Raw genomic sequence first — 17,765 nt, 5'->3', positions numbered from 1 at the left:
TCGGATCGTGTCGGCCGCCCTCGGCCTGTTCATCGCAGGGACAGCGGGCCCCGTCGCCGCAGAACCTGCACCCGGGCCGTCGACCGGCCCGGGCGCCGAGCCGCAGGCGGGGACGGGGGATCCGGTGCATTGGGTGCGCACCCTCCAGCTCCTGCAGGATCGGGTCGCCGCCGGTTCCCTGGCCGCCCACGAGAGCCAGCCGCTCCTGATCGCCCGGATCAACGCGGATCTCCTGGGCGCCCCGCCCGAAATCTGGGGCCACCGGAACAATCTCCGGTCCGCCATCACGTTCGCCCTGAGCGGCGGCGGTCCGGCCATCCTGCGACGCCTGACGGCCCGGGACGGCCTCGGTGAGCCCGAAGCGACGCTCGCGCGCGGCGCGCTCGCCTATGTCGAGGGGCGGGAAGCCGAGGCGAAGCGCCTGCTCCAGGATGTCGACACGACCGACCTGCCCCCGACGCTGGCGGGCGCCATCGGCCTGACGCAGGCGTCGCTCGCCGTGACGGAGCAGCCGGTCCGGGCGATCGCCCTGCTCGATCACGTTCGGCTGCTGTTGCCGGGAACCCTGACCGAAGAGGGTGCCCTGCGCCGCGAGATCTTCACCCTCGGCCAGACCGGCGACCTGAGGAAGTTCGAGGCGCTGACGATTCAATACCTGCGCCGGTTCCCGCACTCGATCTACGCGGGCAACTTCCGGCAGCGACTGGCCTATCAGTTGACCCAGTTCGATGTTGGCCACGACGAGGCGCGCTTCGCGACCCTCAACAGGATCCTGAACGAACTCCGTCCCGACAGCCGGCGCGACCTGTATCTGCTGGTCGCCCGGGCGGCGATCCAAGAGGGCAAGACCGCCTCGGCGCTACGGGCCAGCGAGAAGGCCCTCGCGCTCTGCGCGCCCGGAAGCGCCGAGGCGATCCAGGGCCAGCTCTACCGGGCGGCCGCCGAGATCGTGAACCTGGCGACGTTCCAATCGGGGTCGCGAACGCTGCGATCCCTCGACCGGGCCAAGCTCACGTCCCGCGACCAGCTCCTCCTCGACACGGCCCTGTCGACGGCCGAGGAGATCGGGCGCGGGCTCGCCGGTCAGCCCGGCCTGCCGGAGGCCGACAGCGCCTCGAGGCCGGCGCGGACCGCGCCGGATCCCGCCGACGGGCCCGCGAGCCTGATCCCGAAGGCGCAAGCCACGATCGACCGGATCGATCTGATGCTCAGCAGGGCGACCCCGTGAACACGATCTCCGCCGCGGTCCAGAAACCGCGCCCCAAACCCGATCGGGAGCCCGCCCCGTCCCAATGTTCCGCGGGGGACCTTCAGAAGCTGCCTGATCCGGGGGCACGGAGCGCCTTTGACCTGGTTCTGCGCGCGGTCTCGGGGCGAGCGACCGCACCTCGATCCGAGACCGAAACCGGTGAGGCGGGCGGATCGGACGGCGCGTCCGGGACGGACCCGAGGGCCGAGGCAGGCGCGGCGTCCGAGGCGCCGCCGTCGCCGGTCGATCCCAGCAACGCCGCCGCGGCGCTGGCCGAGGTCCTGAGCGCCGTCTCGTCGGCCGTTCCGGATACCGTGGCTGGTCACGGAACCGACGCTCCGAGAGCGGCCCCGTCCGCAGCTTCCCCGGTGGGACCCGACGCGGCCCCGGAGATCACGCTTGTGGGGAACGGCGAGGCGGCCGGCGCGGACGCGTCACCGCGCGCCGGGCCGAACCCGGGCAGCCCCCTCAAGGTCGAGGTGCTCGACCGGGCGGTTCACTTCAGGCCCGTCCTCCCCGATGCGGCCCGGCGCGCACGCGCGGCCCCCGTATCGGCGCCGTCCCCGTTGCCGGCCGCCCCGAACGCGGCGGACGCGGCGGACGCGCAGCTTCAACCCGGCCGCTCCGGGTCGCCGGATCCGGTTGCCGCCAAGTCTCAGCCGGCTTGGATCGCGCTGACCGACAAGGTCGCCGCCGCGGCGAAGGCGGCGGTCCCTCTCGACACCGATCGTGAGCCGCGATCCGGGCCCGCGACGGCCAGCGCCGCTGCAACGGGGCTCGACGTGGAGGGAGACCTCGCGACCGGCGCGGACAGCCGTTCCCGCTCCGGGATCGCCAGGACCGTCCTCGCCGCCACCGGCCGCCAGGGGCCGGCGGGCGATCCCGTCCAGGGCGGGAGTTACGGATCCGGGACCGGGCCGGGCCAACTCGCCCCCGCCCTGCCGACGATCGCGGCGGCCATCAAGGACGGGATCGAGCGCGCGGCCGCGGCCGAACCGGAGCTGCGCGTCAGCGCCGATCCGGCGATCCCCACGGCTCCGGACGGACCGCTGCGGGTGCTCAAGATCCAGCTCCGGCCGGAGGACCTTGGAACCGTCACCGTGGAATTGCGGCTCACCAACGGCCAGCTCGAGACGCACCTGCGCGCCTCGCGCCCCGAGACGGCAGCGATGCTGCAGAGGGATTCGGCGATCCTCACGGACTTGCTCAAGCAGGCCCACTACCGGCCCGAGATCACCGTCGGGCCGGTTCGCCCGGGTGACGCCGGGCCTTCCGCGGGAGGATCACAGTCACAGGGCCAATCCGCCTTCACCGACGGCGGTCCCCGGTCGGGTCACGGCGGGGGCGGGCAGCGGCAGGCGGAGCAGCGGCCGGCGATCAACGGACGCGACGTGGAGCGGATGGATGAGACGGTGCGTCCTCGTGACGGCGGCGTTTATCTGTAGCGCCGCCCCGGTCGCCGCGAACGTGTGCGAGGCCGAGATGGGCCGTGCCTCGGCCCGTTACGGCGTGCCCCTCGGCGTGCTCTACGCGGTCGGCCTCACGGAGACGGGCAAGCGCGGGTCGCTCCAGCCCTATGCCATGAACATCGAAGGGGCGGCCTATTTCGCGACCGGTCCCCAGGACGTGCTCGCCCACTTCACCGCGGCGCGCCGCAGGGGCGCGCGCCTGATCGATCTCGGCTGCATGCAGATCAACCACCATTATCACGGCGGCAAATTCGCCTCGGTCGAGGCCATGATCGACCCGCACGCGAACGTGGACTACGCGACGCAATTCCTCAGGGACCTGAAGCAGCGGGAGGGCAGCTGGACGATGGCCGTGGCGCGCTATCACGCCGGCCCGCACAACAACGCGGCGCAGAGGATCTACATCTGCCGGGTCGTGGCGAACATGGTCGCGACGGGCTTCGGCCAGTGGACGCCGGCTGCGGCGCATTTCTGCCGGTGATGGGCCCTGCGAGGCCGGGAGGGCGGCCCCGGACCGGAGCGGGACGGGGAACCAAGGGACAGACCGGGGCCTTTCGGCAGAGGCCCCGTCAGTTCACCGGCCTGGAGGAGCCGCATGACCGACGACCCAGACCCGCCGGACGGGCCGTCCGGGAAGACGGCGCTGCTGGTCGCCCTCACCCTCACGGCCGTCGTCGCCGCCGCCTACATCCTGATCCACATGGACTAGGCGGCCGGGCGACGCTCCTACAGGGTCCGGCAATTCCCGTAGCTGACCTTGATATCGTTGCGATCCTCGGGATTGAGCTGCGCCTCGACGAAGTTCATCTTGTTCAGATCGATCAGCAGGAAGTAGACGCCGTTCTGGCACTTGATCGCGTTGCGCGGCGTGCGCTCGTTCAGCCGCGGCGAGGCGGTCTGACACTCGTAATAGTCGGAGCGTCCGGCCGAGATCACGGTCAGCAGGCCGCCGCTGGAGACCAGCGAGAATGTCCGGGCCTTGAGGGGCTGCGGTTTCGCCCCTTCGGGTGCGGCGCCCTCGAGACCGGTCGACGCCTCCACCGTACACGTCATCGGACGGCGCAGCTGGGAGAGCGAGGGCGTGATGCTCAGCAGGAGGAGCGCACCAGCGAGTGCTACCCGTTTGGCGATCATCGGCGCAGGATCCGTGATTCGTGGGTAGTTTCTACCCAGAAGCTAGGCCGTTATCCATCGTTGTAAATGCCGCCTGCTCGGATCGATGGGCCGATCAACAGATTTGGCGCCCGCTCCATTGCACGGCCCGAAGGATTACGGGTCGCACCGGTTCTCCCGGTGAGAGCCGGCCGCGGCGGTGCCGGCGAAGCGCGCTCTAATCCTCCGCGGCGTCCGGATTGTCGTTGGCGGCCGGGTCGGTGCCGCGTCGCGCCGCGATCTCCGTCCCGATTTCCAGGAGCAGCAACCGGGACAGGAGCTGCATCGTCTCCGTGCCGTGCGCGGCCACGAGTTGATGGGCCAGGATGGCCGCCTCCACCATGCGGTCAAAACCGTCGTCGTCGGACATGGCGGCGCAGTAACCTGGTTGAATGCCGAGCATACAACTTAAAGGTACGGATCCGGTTCGACCGCCCGCGCAGAAACAGGATTCCCCATGATCCCGACCGTCCAGGCCGACGCGCTGCTGGGGAGACTGGCCGAGGCGCTGGGGTGCCCGGTGGAAATCTTCTTTCCCCAGTCCACACACGCAGCCGGGTGCACCTCCGGCGACGCATTTCCGGATTGCGACGCGCTGCCGACGCTGGAGCTGCTCCGTCTGTGGGAGACGCTGCGGGAGCCGGTGAGCCGGCAGCGGGTGCTGGCCGCCGCCCGGCAGGAGGCCCGGACCCTCCGCGCGGCCCGCGCGGAGGATGCGGCGGCCGGCTGACCGGACCCCGTCGCCGAGACCCTGGCGCGCGGCGACCGGATCGCGACGGGTCCGATCGGATCAGGCCGGCTCGATCAGGGGCTCGCGGCGGGCGGCGCGGGTACGGCCGCGAAGGTCAGGGCCGTCGCGGGCAGGGCGGGCGTGGCCGGCTTGTCCAGCTGCGCCGGCCTCTCCTGCTTGTCCAGCTTGGCCGTGCGCCTGTCGCGCTTCTCATAGAAGGCGTTGCCGCCGGCGACGGCCACGTAGTGCATGTTCGTGTAGGGGAAGTGGTGGCCCGCGGTGTGGAAGTACATCGCCTTCCCGACCTTCGGGTGCCGCTCGCCGGCCAGGACGGCGTCGGCGGCGTCGGCGACCTTCTGCAGGTCCTTCTCCTGCATCGGCTTGGTGAGGACGCCCGGCGCGAACTGTCCCGGCTGCCCGACCACCGCGCAGATGCCGCCCGGGAAGATCGCGTTCTCGAGCCGGTTCATCACCACCGTGCCGACGGCGACCAGGCCGTCGCTGTCGCTCCGGTTCGACTCGAAGTACATGGCGCGGCCGAGACAATCGCGCTCGGTGTCGCTGACGACCATCGGCGGCTTGCGGTCGGGGATCGATCCCGTCGTGAGCACCGGCGACGCGGTGTTGCAGGCCCCCAGGCCGCCGGCCGCCGCCAGAACGATCAGTGCAGGACCGACCTTCGTCCTCTCGCTACCCCGCATGCATCCGCGCTCCGTGCTCCTCCGGCCTGACCCGTCGGGCGGTGTTCCGCTCCGACCGGCGAGGGCCAAGCTTGACGGCACGTTCGCGGCGAGGATGTGGCGAGGGCGTCCCGTTTCGGGACCGGCCCGGACCCCGACCTCAGTGCTGGCCCTGGCCGGCGGCCAGGATGGTCACGCCCACGGCGATCACCCCGATGCCCGCCAGCATCGTCGGGTTGATCGGCTCGCCGTACAGCCACGCACCGCCGAGCGCCGCGCCGATCATGCCGATTCCCGACCAGATCGCGTAGACGACCCCGATCGGCAGCATGTCCATGCTGGTCGACATCAGCCACAGGGCGGTGCCGTATCCGACGGCCACGATCACGGTCGGCCCCGGGCGGGTGAGGCCCTCGGCGGCCTTCAGCGCCAGGGTGGCGGTCACCTCCGCGCCGATGGCGAGCCCGAGGATCAGGTACGGATTCATGGCACGGCGGACTTTCGGGCTGCACAGGCTGGGTGAGTCGGGCAGCGAGGCGTGAGAACCAGGTTCGCATCGGACGCCCGAGCAGACGGAGAGGCGCTGGGCCGGCTCGAATCTGCGTCGAATCGGCCGCGGGACATCGGCGGCCGCCGGACACAGGGCCACAGATCCGTGAACATTTCCGAACCGGCGCACCGGGGCTTCGCGGGCGACGGATCCGGTGCGCCGCGCCCGGCAGCGCGTGCGGGCACGGGCCGATTGGGGCTTTCGTTAAGGCGTCCGGATAAAGGTGACCGCGCGCCGCCTCGCCGCGAGGCCGGCCGCGCGACCGCGACGATCCAGAGCGATACAGACCCAGCATGACCGCGTCCTTGGCGATCCCGGATTCTCCGGCCCGCGCACGCCGGGGCCGCCGCTGGGGCGTGATCGCGGCGGCGGGCGGCGCGGCCGTCGCGGGCTGCGCCTGGACCGCCGCCGCGCTGATCAACGTCCCCGACCCCGTCACCCTGACGGCGCTCGCGGTCATCGAGCCGTCGTCGGTGGGCACGTGGTTCCCGAGCCGGATCGTCCAGGCCCCGGCCCGGGCGAGCGACCTGCCGGTGCGGCCGCGCCCGATCCTCGACCGCGTCCCCTGGAAGGGGAGGACGGTCCCGCTGACGACCGTGCTGGACGCGACCCACACCAACGCCTTCCTGGTGGTGCAGGACGGCGTCCTGATCCACGAATGGCAGCGCGCGGGCACCGGCCCGGAGACGCTGTTCCCCTCGTGGTCGGTGGCGAAGTCCATCGTCTCGCTGCTGGTCGGCGCCGCGGTGGCGCGGGGCCAGCTCGCCGAGACCGACCGGGTCTCCACCCTCCTACCCGACCTGAGGAACAGCGCCGTCTTCGGCCAGATCACCGTGCGCAACCTCCTCGACATGGCGAGCGGGATCGCGGTGCCGGAGAACTACGATCCCCGGCATCCCCTGACCGGCACCGCCGGGATGTACCTGACGCGCGATCTGACAGCCTTCGTGCGCGACAACGCCCACCTGGCGTTCAAGCCCGGCACCAAGGGCCGCTACCGCAGCATCGACACCGAGCTGCTCGGCCTGATCCTCGCCCGGGTCGAGGGCAAGCCGCTGGCCGACATCCTCTCGGAGCGGATCTGGAAGCCGATGGGCGCCCAGGCCGACGCCACCTGGAACCTCGACCGGCCCGGCGGCATCGAGAAGGCGTTCTGCTGCATCAACGCGACGGCCCGCGACTTCGCCCGCCTCGGCCTTCTGGTGGCCGACCAGGGCCGGTCGGGCGATCACCGCATCATCCCGGGCCGCTGGATCGAGCGGATCATGACGCCGGCGCGGCGCGACGTCGACGGCTGGCAATACTCGGCCCAGTGGTGGCACGCGCCGGGTGGCGAGGACGACGACATCTCGGCGATCGGCGTCTACGGCCAGTACATCTACGTGAATCGCGCGACCGGCACGGTGATCGTGAAGCTCAGCGACCACGGCGCCGAGCAGGACGAGGTCGACACGCTGGCGGTGATGCAGGCCATCGCGGGCGATCTCGCGGCCGGCCGCCCCGCCGCCCGCGAGGCCCCCTGAGCGGGAGACCGGGGTCGAACTTCGATCAGGACTCGCTCAGGTCCGGATCAGACCTCGATCAGGCCTCGATCACGCCTCTCTCGGGCCGGCTCCCGGCACGGAGGGCTTCCGGGCGATCGGGCTCAAGGGCGTCAGGTCCCGCGCCCGCCAGTTGCGCAGGAGCCGCCACCCGACCCGCTTCCAGGCGATCGACGGCACCGGCGAGGCCGGGTCCACGAGGGCGCTCAGCGCCCGCGTGTAGTCGAGCACGAGGCCCGGGGTCCAGGTCATCGACCGCGCCCCGTTGCGCAGGAAGGCCGCCGCCCAGAATTCCGGCGTGGTCAGCGCCGCGGCGAGCCGACGCCAGGGATGGCCGCCGCGGCTGAATGCCCCCTCCACGGCGATGTCCAGCGCCCGCGCCACCGTGGTCGAGCAGTTGCGGCTGATGAAGTTGTAGGTGGTGTCGCGGCTGTACTGCGCCCAGAACGCCCGCAGCCGGGCGGCGTCGATGCCGTTCAGCGTCACCGCCACCGTCGCCGGGCACCAATCCGCCACCTCCGCCGCGTGCGAGGGCAGGAACCGCCCGGGCACGTCGTTCTCGGGGCCCGCGCGCAGGCTCGAGCGCAGGTTGGTGGGCGAGCGGTCGATCTCCACCGCGGGGTAGTGGCTGACGTAGAGGTCGTCGCCCTGCTGCAGGGCCGCGTGGCCGGTGGAGAACCGCCCGGCCTTGTCGACGGAGGCGACGTAGCGCCGGATCAGCCGCTGGCCGGCGGGGGTGGTCGCCTGCCCGGTGGGCGTCCAGACATAGACCGTCAGGCTGCCGGGCTCGTCGCCGCCGACCGACACCGCCGGCTCGGCGGTGCCCAGGCGCCGGGTGCGCAGCCCGACCAGCGCGAGGTTGGCGCCGTTCAGGATCAGGAACATGCCGATGCAGTAGCCGACCGTGCCGGCGTACCAGGTCGGCCAGGGTTGGAGATGGAACAGGCCGAAGGCGATGCTGAGGCCGCCGAGGGCGACCGACATCCGCCAGCCAGCGAATTTCAGCAGGCCGGCGATCGTGATCCGGACGAGGCCGTCGGCCACGAAGGCGACGCCGAAGATCATGGCGAGCAGGAAGGTGCTGTGCTTCGTGGCCATCATGATCAGCACGGCCATGACCGACAGCAGCGCGCCCTTGGCGAGGCGTAGGCGGCGCGCGGCGCCGATCGCGGACGCGCCGACGAGGAGGGAACTCACGCCCTCGGCCAGGAGGATCAGGCCGAACCACCGGTCCGGGACGTGGAGCGCACCGTCGAGGGAATCGATCACCACCAGGAGGCCGAGCGACGACCACAGCAGGCCGGTGGCGGCGATGAGGTGCCAGTGACGGCGGACCGCGGCCCGGCCGACGAGCAGCATCCAGAGGGGCGGCATCCGGCCGCCGACCGCGTCCGCGGCGCCCGGTCCGGGCGCTTCGAGCGCGGAGAGCGCGCGCGGGATAGTGGTCGCACAGGGTCCGGACATAGGGGTCGCCCTCGATAGCGCGCGTCGACGAGCCTCTCGCACGGATGCCGCCGTGCCGTCACGGCCGGAACGAGGCTCCCGACGCGCGAGCGTTTCGCGACGCGCCCGGCGCGCACGATCCACGCCTTGCCTGAGAACTTTGTTAATCGCGGCCCGGTCGCGGCGTCAGCGCCCGCGGAGAGGCCGTGGAGAGGCCCCACGGCCCCCGGAATCCCGCCGCGCGCCGCCCGACCGATGGTCAGCAGGGACGCAGGCCGCGGTCCGATCGACCCGTAACCGGGCGGCATCCGCGATCCGTCCCTGTCTCCGCCGCTGATTCGCGCCCCTGCAGCCCGTCATCGCGCGGCCGTTCGCAGTCATCGCGGACAGCCTCACGGACCGGAGGCCGAAATTGCGCACTGTTTGCGAGACGCCGCCGGCCTGGCAACCTCATGTTGCCTCGCAAGAACAGAAAATGTTCAAAGAACATCCTAAGATAAAGTATAGACAAAATAGACAGTTTTTGTATAGTTACGCGCCAATCTTGGCACACTCGAAGCAATTCGGCGCATGCTTGGGCGTTAAAAGCTGATCCTAGCCTCAGTTTTATCGATGCGCCGGTTTTCATGACTCGAATTTCGGTACTGTGGGATTCATGAACACCATCGATCTGAACGAAAAGACCTCGGACCTGAACACAGACCTGATCAAGTGCACGGCATCACTGGTCGCGGCCTACGTGTCTCGGAATGCGGTGGGCGTGGGCGACCTGCCGGTTCTGATCGACCAGGTGCACACGGCCATATCGGTGCTGCAGGGCGGCGGCTCGGGATCCGGTCCCGGCTGGACCGGCCCGACGGCGGCGCAGATCGAGGCTTCGATCCAGCAGGACGGCCTGATCAGCTTCATCGACGGCCGGTCCTACAAGACCCTGAAGCGTCACCTCACGGCGCACGGCCTCACGCCGGAGCGTTACCGGGCGAAGTACGGCCTGCCGGCCGACTACCCGATGGTGGCCCCGGGCTACGCCGCCAAGCGCTCGGAGATCGCCAAGGCGATCCAGCTCGGACACAAGGCGGCCTGAGGCGGCCAGGCCCGCACCGCCCTGGATCGGCGGCCCCGTCCGGGCCGCCGCGGGACACGAGCGCGGACGCGCCCGCCGGCGGATCGCCCGATCCGCCCGTCCGGTCTCCGCGCCTGCGTCGAGGGTCCCTCAGGGGGCACCGGCGCGGAGCCGGTCTCCAACGCGCGGGGCAAGGGAGGGCAGGGCGGCCCCCACGAGCGCCCGTCGACCGCGCGGGGCGTTCAGACCCGCGCGGGGGCGCTCAGACCCGCGCGACCGCCAGGGTCCCGTCATCGATGGGGACGAAGCGGACACCCGCCCGGCGCAGCGCCTCGACCGCGTGCAGGCGGGACCGGCTTCCCCGATGCTCGCTGTCCTCTTCCAGACGCCGCACCGTGGAATGCGACAGGCCACTCGCCTGGGCGAGCTCCATCATCGACCAGTCGAGGAGCGCCCGCGCGGCGCGCAGGTGGTGACCGGTCACGCAATGCTCCAGCCCCTCCTGCAGGCCGATCAGGGGCGGTGCGTGGTTGCGGAGGGGGTATTTGAGCCCGCAGCGGCCCAGATAGGTTCCATCCGGATCCCAGACCGGCATCGTCAGGATCCGGAAGTGCCAGAGCTCGCCAGTGGCGAGGCGCTCGTGGGCGCTCCCCTGGAAGAACGCCCGCCGCTCGATCTGCTCCAGGGCCGCCGCCCGGAAGACCTCGCGCTCCTCGGGAACGATCAGGAGGTACGGCTCGGCGCAGATCTCCTCCAGCGAGAGCCCGTGGACCTGGGCCACCGCGAACGGGATGTCCCGGATGCGGTCGGGCCCCATCGAGAAGGCCGCGATATGCTCCGTGAGGTAGAGCGCGCTCTGTCGGCGGCGCTCCTCCTGGCGCAGTCGCGCCAGCTGCTCGCGGTCGCTCACATCGAGCGCCGTGCCGTTGAGGGCGACGGGGCGCCCTTCCGCCGAGACGCGCACCTCCATCGTCAGCGAGAGGGTGCGCACCGTGCCGTTCGTCCGGATCACCCGGACGATGACCTCGCGGGGGACGTGCCCCTGCCGGATATCGGCGAGCGCCGGCATCAGATGCCGGTCCTCCGGATGGATCAGGCTCAGCAACAGCTCGTAGCGCGCCCTCGCGGCATTCGGAACGAGCCCGAGCAGCCGGTAGAACCCGGGGGACCAGACCTGCTCCCCGCCCGCGAAGATCCAGCTCCAGGCACCGCTCATGCCCCGGCTTTCCGTGAGAGTCAGGAACTCTCCCGACGAAAAAGTCAGAGCGCTTAAAGCAGTATGAAACATCTCAGCACCGCCTGAGCCGTATCACCGTTTCCTCCGTTCGGCCACGAGAATTTTTCCAGCATAAAAATTCAAATTTCAGCTGAAAATAACGACCAGTGGATACATGATGTCATTTCACAGCCGCATTTATTCCACGAAGTCCGTATTTTAACATGTGACAATCATACGTATTATTATAAGTTGGCAGATTTAATTCTATATCTCCGTGGAAACAAGTTTCCGACGGCGTGAAGCGAGCTCTGCCCCCCGGGCAGCTCGGGCACGTCCCTGCCGCGAAGGCGATGTTGAGCATAGGGCGTTTCAGAATCGTCATGTCCCGTGTCAAATTTGAATCGACCCGCGGGAAAATCGCCCGGCCAGGGAGATTATCGAGCCAAATCAACGGGCAAAGGCTTCTATTTTTGAGTTTTTGTACGTTTTTATCTGAGCTTTTGGACAATATTAGTTCTAATACAATCAGATTTTGACGTGAAATGACATAGGAAGACATCGAGAACCGCCCGACAGGCGCGCAAGTCCGCAGATCGGCGCGCCCCGGAAGCGGATCGCGCCACGGGAGGGAGTAGGTCCTCGGTCGGGCCGGGATGGAGACAGGCCGGCGATTGACAGGTCGGGCCGAACAATGCGGGGAGACGAGGTCGCGCACGGGGAGAAACCGCATGAGAGTCGCCTGCATCGGCGAGTGCATGGTCGAACTGTCCGAACGCCCGGACGGAAACCTGGTCCGGGGCTTCGGCGGCGACACGCTGAACACCGCGCTCTACCTCGCGCGCCTCGGCGTCGCGGTGGATTACGTGACGGCGCTGGGCGACGACATCTGGAGCGACGAGATGGCGGCGGCCTGGGGCCGCGAGGGCATCGGCCTCGAACGGGTCCGGCGCCTGCAGGGCCGGATGCCGGGACTCTACATCATCCGCACGGATGCCGACGGCGAGCGCAGCTTCCACTACTGGCGCGACCGCGCGGCGGCCCGGGACCTCTTCACCGAGCCGGGCGCGGCCGAGACGGAGGCGGAGCTGGAGCGCTACGACCTCGTCTACCTGTCCGGGATCAGCCTCTCGCTCTACGGCGAGACCGGCCGCGCCGCCCTGTTCGAGACGCTGTCGCGCCTGCGGGGCCGGGGCGGCCAGGTCGCCTTCGACACCAATTACCGTCCCCGCGGCTGGCCCGACCGGGACGAGGCCTGGGCGGCCTTCCGCGCTGCCCTGGCGCTGGCCGACGTGATCTTCGCCTCGGCGGAGGATCTGGACTGGCTCTTCGGCCCGTCCGGCGCGGACGAGGTGCTGCGCCACCGCGGACGGGCCGAGATCGTGCTGAAGGCCTCCGACGGGTCCGGCCCCGTCGCCCGGGTGCTGCACGGTACGGCCGACACCGCCGTGCCGGCCGGGCGCGCGGCGCGGGTCGTCGACACGACGGCGGCGGGCGACAGTTTCGCGGCGGGCTACCTCGCGGCGCGCATCGCCGGGCTGGTGCCGGAAGCCGCCGCCGCCGAGGCGCATCGCCTGGCCGGAGCGGTGATCGGGCATCGCGGCGCCGTGATTCCCCGGGACGCGATGCCGGTCCCCGCCGCCCGACCGCCCGGCCCGCACGCCTGAGGGCCGCGGGGCCGCCCTTGAGGCGGGCAAGCGCAACCGCTACCTCTCTGACCAGCGGGGGACGACCCTCGCAGCGTCATCGCCGCGCGTGGTGCGGCCGAGAGGGCACCCGTGGCGCCGATTCCCCCGCCGATCCAGGTTCCCGAGCCCGATACCGCCGCGGCGGGCGGTGCCCCGAAGACGCGGGTCAGCGCGCGCGGACGGCTGCGCACCTATTTCCTCACCGGCATCATCGTCGCCGGCCCGCTGGCCATCACCGCCTACATCACGTGGTGGTTCATCGCGCTGATCGACTCGTTCGTGAAGCCGCTGGTGCCGGCGAGCTACCTGCCGGACCATTACCTGCCGTTCTCGATCCCGGGCCTCGGCCTCGTGATCGCGTTCCTGGCGGTGACGCTGCTGGGCTTCCTCACGGCGAACCTCGTCGGACGCTCGGTGATCGAGTTCGGCGAGGTCCTGCTGGCCCGGACCCCGGTGATCTCCGGCCTCTACAAGGGCCTGCGGCAGATCTTCGAGACGCTGTTCTCGGCCAACGGCACCTCGTTCCGGACGGTCGGGCTGGTGGAGTTCCCCGTGAAGGGCACGTGGTCGGTGGTGTTCCTGTCCGCCCCGGCGGCCCACGAGGTCGAGGGGGCGCTGCGGGCCCGGGGGGCGCCCGCGGAGGATCTCGTCGGCGTCTTCCTGCCCTGCGCGCCCAACCCGACCACCGGCTTCTTCTTCTACCTGCCGCGCGCGGAGGTGGTGGAACTCGCCATCAGCGTGGACGACGCCGCCAAGCTGGTGATGTCGGCCGGGGTGATCCAGCCGGAGGACCCACAGGGACGCCTCAACGCCATGGCGGCCACCCTGCGAACGGCCCAGCAGGCCGGCGGCCCGGTGCCGCGGCGGGAACCGCAGGACGCGTGAGCGCCGGGCCCGAAGCGCTCGATCGTTGATCGAGACGCGCGAGCGGTTGCTCCGTCCACGCGCGCGGCACCGCGTGATCGTCCGCCCCGCACCTACGGCCGGTCGCCCGACGGCGGATGCCGGCCACGAGAAAGGCCGCCCCGCTCGCGCGGGACGGCCCTGAAGGGTCGGGCTGCTTGAAGCGGCTCAGCGCTGCAGCGAGGCCGTCTGCGGCGCGATGGTCGGCGGCGTCGCCTGCGCGACCGTCACGGCGCTGCGCGGCGCCGCCGGGCCCCAGCCGGACGCGCATTGCAGCGTGAGAGCCAGCCCCAGCGCGATGCAGAGCCCGTTGGCGGCCAGCCAGAAGGGCCGGGACGCCCGGCGCACGGCGGCCTGAAGCTCGTCCGCGGTCTTGCTCGCCGCCTCGGCGGCGCGATCCGAGATCGGCAGAAGCCAGGGCTCGGTCGGCAGGGCGTGGGCACCGGCCATCTCGTGGGAGCCCGGCAGGCCTTGGAACAGTCCGTTCGACATGTCCGTCCTCCAGATTCGTCCGTGATGTCCCGGCTTACCGGGCCATTCGTTCATCTCCAGTTAAGGGAAGAATATGGCTGATGCAAGGTCACGAGGCCTGTCCGGCGCCCGCCGGACCGCCAGCCCGGCGCCGCCAAGCTTCCGCACGGTCCCGCCAAGCCTCTGACAGAGCTCAACTTTTCGGAACGCCTGTGACATTGCCGCATCGGATTACCGATCCGGCCGAGCGGCGGCGTTTCCGGCCCCGGCCGTTCAGGAAAGCCGGGCGAAGCTGAACGAATCCGTTCATCCGGCCCCGATCAGCCGGATCGCGGCCTCCCGCTCGAACAGGTAGAGCAGCACCCGCAGCGCCTGCCCGCGCGGGCTCTTCAGCCCGGGATCGCGCTCCACGATCATCCGCGCGTCGTCGCGGGCGGCCTCCAGCAAGGCGGCGTCGCTCTCCAGCCGCGCCAGCCGGAACGCGGCCATGCCGGATTGCCGGGTTCCGAGCACCTCGCCCTCGCCGCGCAGCTTCAGGTCGGCCTCGGCGATGCGGAAGCCGTCCTCGCTCGCGCGCATCATCTCCAGCCGGGCCCGGGACACCTGCCCGAGGGGGCCCCGGTAGAGCAGCAGGCACGAGGAGGCCTTCGAGCCGCGCCCGACCCGGCCGCGGAGCTGGTGCAGCTGCGCCAGCCCGAACCGCTCCGCGTGCTCGATCACCATGATGGTCGCCTCGGGCACGTCGACCCCGACCTCCACCACCGTGGTCGAGACCAGGAGCTTGGTCTCCCCGGCGGCGAACCGCGCCATGGCGGCGTCCTTCTCGGGACCCGGCATCTTGCCGTGGATCAGCCCGACCGCGTCGCCGAAATGTTTCCGCAGGTCGTCGAAGCGCTCGGCCGCGGCGGCGAGGTCGACGAACTCCGATTCCTCGACCAGGGGGCAGATCCAGTAGACCCGCTCGCCCCCGGCGATCGCCCGGGCGAGGCCGGCCACGACCTCGTCGATCCGCTCGGTCGGCAGCGTGATGGTGCGGATCGGCTGCCGGCCCGCGGGCTTCTCGTCGAGGATCGACACGTCCATGTCGCCGAAGAAGGTCAGCGCCAGGGTGCGGGGGATCGGCGTCGCGGTCATGACCAGGAAATCGACCGCCTCGCCCTTGGCGCCGAGGGCCAGCCGCTGGTGCACGCCGAACCGGTGCTGCTCGTCCACCACCGCGAGGCCGAGGTCGCGGAACGTCACCGCCTCCTGGAACAGGGCGTGGGTGCCGACCAGGATGTCGATCTCGCCGGCGGCGAGGTCGGCGAGCGTGCTTTTCCGCTCCGCGGCCCGGTCGCGGCCGGTCATCAGGCGCAGGCGCAGGGGACCCGCCAGGGGCTTCAGCCGCTCGAAATGCTGCCGCGCCAGGATCTCGGTCGGCGCCATCAGCGCGGCCTGACGCCCGGCCTCGACCGCCGAGGCCATGGCGAGCAGCGCCACCGCGGTCTTGCCCGAGCCGACATCGCCCTGGAGCAGGCGCAGCATCCGGCGGGGCGCCGCGAGATCCTGCCGGATCTCCGCCACCGCCCGCGCCTGGGCGCCGGTCAGCGCGAAGGGGAGGGCGGATTCGAGGCGGGCGCTCAGGGCGCCGTCGCCGGCATTGACCCGGCCGGCCTTGCGCCGCTGGCGGGCGCGCAGCAGGGCGAGCGCCAGCTGCGAGGCGAGGAGCTCGTCGTAGGCGAGCCGCTTCCGGGACGGCGTCGCGGGCGGCGGCTGGAGCGGGTCCTCGGCCTTCGGGGGCGCCTCCTCGGGGCGGTGCTCGAGGCGGAGCGCGTCCGCGAAGGCGGGCAGGCGATTCCGCTCCAGCCAGGCCGCGTCCTGCCATTCCGGCAGGACCGGCAGCCGGTCGAGGGCCGCGACCGCGAGCTTGTTGATCGCCCGGGAGGTCAGCCCCTCGGTGGCGCCGTAGACCGGCTCGACGGCGGGGAGTTCGGCCAGGCCCGCCTCGTCCACGATCCGGGACGGGTGGACCATCTGGCGGGTGCCGTCCCAGAGGTCGATCCGGCCGGTGATGTAGCGGTGCGCGCCGAGCGGCAGCATCTTCTCCACCCGGGCGCGGGGCATGCCGAAGAAGACCAGGGAGATCTCGCCCGAGGGATCCTCCACCAGCACCCGGTGCGGGCGCCGGCCGGGCCCGGCCTGGGCCGGGCGGTGCGCCACCACCGTGACGCCGATCGTCACCGGCTCGCCGGTGGGCGCCTCGCTGATCGAGCCCATGAGCTTCCGCGCCACGCCGCCCTGGGGCAGGTGGAACAGCAGGTCCACGACCCGGGCCTCGCGCTCGGGCGTGCCGAGCAGCTTCTCGATGAGCGGCGCCATCTTCGGCCCGATCCCCGGCAGGGCGCGGGCCGGCGCGAAGAGCGGGTCGAGGATGCTCGGCCGCAGAGTCGGGGCGACGGCAGGCGCGGGGGCGGCCTCCGCCTCCGGCGCCTCGGCCGCGTCGGAATCCTTCAAGGCCGGGTCCTGAGTCGGGCGTGCATCTGTCATGGCGGTTCGGCGGACATGGTGCCGGAGGCGCCTTATCATCCGGTGCATCCCGGCGCGCCAGTGCGGCAGGATGGAGACCGACCCCGGAGACCGAATCCATGGCCCGCGACTTCCTGCCGGGTTTCGACCGGCACCGGATCGAGACCGCGCCCGGCGTGACGATCAACGCCCGCTCGGCCGGATCCGGGCCGCCGGTGCTGCTGCTGCACGGCCATCCCCAGACCCTGTCGACGTGGCTCCACGTCGCGCCGCGCCTCGCGGAGCGGCACGCCGTGGTGGCGATGGACCTGCGCGGCTACGGCGATTCGTCGAAGCCGCCGGGGGGCGAGCGCCACGCCGCCTATTCCAAGCGCGCCATGGCGGCGGACGCGGCGGCCCTGATGCGGGCGCTCGGGCACGCGCGCTTCGCCGTCGTCGGGCACGACCGGGGCGGCCGCGTCGCCCACCGCCTCGCCCTCGACCACAGCCGGACGGTGGAGCGGATCGCCCTGTTCGACATCGCGCCCACCGCGACCATGTACGCGCGCACCGACAAGGATTTCGCCACCCGCTATTTCTGGTGGTTCTTCTTCATCCAGCCCCATCCCCTGCCGGAGACGCTGATCGGGGCCGATCCGGAATATTTCCTGCGCCACCACGTCGAGGGCCAGTCCAAGACGCCCGGCTCGACCCCGCCGGAGCTCTTCGCCGAGTACCTGCGCTGCTATTCGGATCCGGCCTGCCGCCACGCGATCTGCGAGGATTACCGGGCGGCGGCCGGGATCGACCTGGAGCACGACGCCGCCGATGCGGAGGCCCGGATCGCGGCGCCGCTGCTGGCGCTCTGGGGCGCGAAGGGCGTGGTCGGCCGGACCTACGACGTGCTGGAGACGTGGCGCGAGAAGGCGACCGACGTGTCGGGCCGGGCCCTCGATTGCGGCCACACCCTCCAGGAGGAGCGGCCGGACGCGGTTCTCGCGGAGCTGGCGGCGTTCCTGCGCTGAGTCGGCCGCCGGCCCGGAACGAGGGTGACGACGAACCGCGTGGCGTCCGCCCCCGGGGTGAACGTCACGGTGCCGATTGGGATGTACATACCGTCGCGGGT

Annotated in this window: 17 protein-coding genes; 9 read left to right on the top strand and 8 right to left on the bottom strand. The window is 71.2% G+C overall.

The window, feature by feature from the left end; genetic code table 11:
• Positions 1-7: 7 nt before the first annotated feature.
• From MOTC310_RS01160 to MOTC310_RS01150, 3 genes are all read left to right on the top strand, one after another.
• A complete protein-coding gene (locus tag MOTC310_RS01160) occupies positions 8-1,228 on the top strand; it encodes a chemotaxis protein (RefSeq protein WP_331300521.1) in 1,221 nt (406 codons plus the stop codon).
• Positions 1,229-1,650: 422 nt separating this feature from the next.
• Complete coding sequence (locus MOTC310_RS01155; RefSeq protein WP_331300520.1) at positions 1,651-2,694, top strand: flagellar hook-length control protein FliK; 1,044 nt, start codon at positions 1,651-1,653, stop codon at positions 2,692-2,694.
• Positions 2,654-3,199, top strand: a complete 546-nt coding sequence (locus tag MOTC310_RS01150) for a transglycosylase SLT domain-containing protein (RefSeq protein WP_331300519.1) — start codon at positions 2,654-2,656, stop codon at positions 3,197-3,199. Before MOTC310_RS01155 ends, MOTC310_RS01150 begins: the two co-directional genes overlap by 41 nt.
• Positions 3,200-3,444: 245 nt before the next feature.
• On the opposite strand, the gene MOTC310_RS01145 is transcribed toward MOTC310_RS01150, so the two are convergent.
• Together MOTC310_RS01145 and MOTC310_RS01140 are read right to left on the bottom strand one after the other, a co-directional pair.
• Complete coding sequence (locus MOTC310_RS01145; protein ID WP_331294316.1) at positions 3,445-3,852, bottom strand: hypothetical protein; 408 nt, start codon at positions 3,850-3,852, stop codon at positions 3,445-3,447.
• Between the two features lie 196 nt (positions 3,853-4,048).
• Entirely contained in the window at positions 4,049-4,240 is a 192-nt protein-coding gene (locus MOTC310_RS01140; protein ID WP_331300518.1) for a hypothetical protein, read from the bottom strand.
• Between the two features lie 87 nt (positions 4,241-4,327).
• Between MOTC310_RS01140 and MOTC310_RS01135 the strand changes: the two genes are divergently transcribed.
• Positions 4,328-4,600, top strand: coding sequence for a hypothetical protein (locus MOTC310_RS01135; protein ID WP_331294318.1), 273 nt, complete (start codon positions 4,328-4,330; stop codon positions 4,598-4,600).
• A 74-nt stretch (positions 4,601-4,674) separates the two neighbouring features.
• On the opposite strand, the gene MOTC310_RS01130 is transcribed toward MOTC310_RS01135, so the two are convergent.
• Both MOTC310_RS01130 and MOTC310_RS01125 read right to left on the bottom strand, forming a co-directional pair.
• Positions 4,675-5,301 (bottom strand): cell wall hydrolase, encoded by a 627-nt coding sequence (locus MOTC310_RS01130; RefSeq protein WP_331294319.1) that lies wholly within the window; start codon positions 5,299-5,301, stop codon positions 4,675-4,677.
• A gap of 139 nt (positions 5,302-5,440) precedes the next feature.
• Entirely contained in the window at positions 5,441-5,767 is a 327-nt protein-coding gene (locus MOTC310_RS01125; RefSeq protein WP_331300517.1) for a DMT family transporter, read from the bottom strand.
• A gap of 356 nt (positions 5,768-6,123) precedes the next feature.
• On the opposite strand from MOTC310_RS01125, the gene MOTC310_RS01120 reads away from it, so the two are divergent.
• Positions 6,124-7,353 (top strand): serine hydrolase domain-containing protein, encoded by a 1,230-nt coding sequence (locus tag MOTC310_RS01120; RefSeq protein ID WP_331300516.1) that lies wholly within the window; start codon positions 6,124-6,126, stop codon positions 7,351-7,353.
• Between the two features lie 69 nt (positions 7,354-7,422).
• Here the strand turns inward: MOTC310_RS01120 and MOTC310_RS01115 are convergent, their stop codons facing one another.
• The gene (locus MOTC310_RS01115) at positions 7,423-8,835 is read right to left on the bottom strand and encodes a DUF4105 domain-containing protein (RefSeq protein WP_331300515.1); all 1,413 of its coding nucleotides are present in this window, start codon (positions 8,833-8,835) and stop codon (positions 7,423-7,425) included.
• 634 nt (positions 8,836-9,469) lie between these two features.
• On the opposite strand from MOTC310_RS01115, the gene MOTC310_RS01110 reads away from it, so the two are divergent.
• Positions 9,470-9,898, top strand: coding sequence for a Ros/MucR family transcriptional regulator (locus tag MOTC310_RS01110; protein WP_020093268.1), 429 nt, complete (start codon positions 9,470-9,472; stop codon positions 9,896-9,898).
• A gap of 241 nt (positions 9,899-10,139) precedes the next feature.
• Here MOTC310_RS01110 and MOTC310_RS01105 read toward each other — a convergent pair whose 3' ends face one another.
• Positions 10,140-11,093 (bottom strand): PAS domain-containing protein, encoded by a 954-nt coding sequence (locus tag MOTC310_RS01105; RefSeq protein ID WP_331300514.1) that lies wholly within the window; start codon positions 11,091-11,093, stop codon positions 10,140-10,142.
• A 731-nt stretch (positions 11,094-11,824) separates the two neighbouring features.
• Between MOTC310_RS01105 and MOTC310_RS01100 the strand changes: the two genes are divergently transcribed.
• Complete coding sequence (locus tag MOTC310_RS01100; RefSeq protein WP_331300513.1) at positions 11,825-12,760, top strand: sugar kinase; 936 nt, start codon at positions 11,825-11,827, stop codon at positions 12,758-12,760.
• Between the two features lie 111 nt (positions 12,761-12,871).
• Entirely contained in the window at positions 12,872-13,666 is a 795-nt protein-coding gene (locus MOTC310_RS01095) for a DUF502 domain-containing protein (protein WP_331294325.1), read from the top strand.
• 186 nt (positions 13,667-13,852) lie between these two features.
• On the opposite strand, the gene MOTC310_RS01090 is transcribed toward MOTC310_RS01095, so the two are convergent.
• Together MOTC310_RS01090 and recG are read right to left on the bottom strand one after the other, a co-directional pair.
• On the bottom strand, positions 13,853-14,176 hold the full coding sequence (locus tag MOTC310_RS01090) for a hypothetical protein (protein ID WP_331294326.1): 324 nt from the start codon (positions 14,174-14,176) through the stop codon (positions 13,853-13,855).
• A 285-nt stretch (positions 14,177-14,461) separates the two neighbouring features.
• Complete coding sequence (recG, locus tag MOTC310_RS01085) at positions 14,462-16,681, bottom strand: ATP-dependent DNA helicase RecG (protein WP_331300512.1); 2,220 nt, start codon at positions 16,679-16,681, stop codon at positions 14,462-14,464.
• Positions 16,682-16,779: 98 nt separating this feature from the next.
• Here recG and MOTC310_RS01080 point away from each other — a divergent pair, with 98 nt between their 5' ends.
• A complete protein-coding gene (locus MOTC310_RS01080) occupies positions 16,780-17,664 on the top strand; it encodes an alpha/beta fold hydrolase (protein ID WP_331294328.1) in 885 nt (294 codons plus the stop codon).
• The last annotated feature ends 101 nt before the right edge of the window (positions 17,665-17,765 follow it).

This window comes from Methylobacterium oryzae (genome assembly GCF_036441375.1).
Classification (GTDB): Bacteria; Pseudomonadota; Alphaproteobacteria; order Rhizobiales; family Beijerinckiaceae; genus Methylobacterium; species Methylobacterium oryzae_A.
This window is presented reverse-complemented; position numbering and strand designations above follow the sequence as displayed.

Coding starts and splice junctions, on each gene's coding strand:
- MOTC310_RS01100 (WP_331300513.1), top strand. CDS start 11,825: ATGAGAGTCGCCTGCATCGGCGAGTGCATGGTCGAACTGTCCGAACGC.
- MOTC310_RS01110 (WP_020093268.1), top strand. CDS start 9,470: ATGAACACCATCGATCTGAACGAAAAGACCTCGGACCTGAACACAGAC.
- MOTC310_RS01145 (WP_331294316.1), bottom strand. CDS start 3,852: ATGATCGCCAAACGGGTAGCACTCGCTGGTGCGCTCCTCCTGCTGAGC.
- MOTC310_RS01115 (WP_331300515.1), bottom strand. CDS start 8,835: ATGTCCGGACCCTGTGCGACCACTATCCCGCGCGCGCTCTCCGCGCTC.
- MOTC310_RS01125 (WP_331300517.1), bottom strand. CDS start 5,767: ATGAATCCGTACCTGATCCTCGGGCTCGCCATCGGCGCGGAGGTGACC.
- MOTC310_RS01135 (WP_331294318.1), top strand. CDS start 4,328: ATGATCCCGACCGTCCAGGCCGACGCGCTGCTGGGGAGACTGGCCGAG.
- MOTC310_RS01130 (WP_331294319.1), bottom strand. CDS start 5,301: ATGCGGGGTAGCGAGAGGACGAAGGTCGGTCCTGCACTGATCGTTCTG.
- MOTC310_RS01090 (WP_331294326.1), bottom strand. CDS start 14,176: ATGTCGAACGGACTGTTCCAAGGCCTGCCGGGCTCCCACGAGATGGCC.
- recG (WP_331300512.1), bottom strand. CDS start 16,681: ATGACAGATGCACGCCCGACTCAGGACCCGGCCTTGAAGGATTCCGAC.
- MOTC310_RS01120 (WP_331300516.1), top strand. CDS start 6,124: ATGACCGCGTCCTTGGCGATCCCGGATTCTCCGGCCCGCGCACGCCGG.
- MOTC310_RS01105 (WP_331300514.1), bottom strand. CDS start 11,093: ATGAGCGGTGCCTGGAGCTGGATCTTCGCGGGCGGGGAGCAGGTCTGG.
- MOTC310_RS01150 (WP_331300519.1), top strand. CDS start 2,654: ATGAGACGGTGCGTCCTCGTGACGGCGGCGTTTATCTGTAGCGCCGCC.
- MOTC310_RS01080 (WP_331294328.1), top strand. CDS start 16,780: ATGGCCCGCGACTTCCTGCCGGGTTTCGACCGGCACCGGATCGAGACC.
- MOTC310_RS01140 (WP_331300518.1), bottom strand. CDS start 4,240: ATGTCCGACGACGACGGTTTTGACCGCATGGTGGAGGCGGCCATCCTG.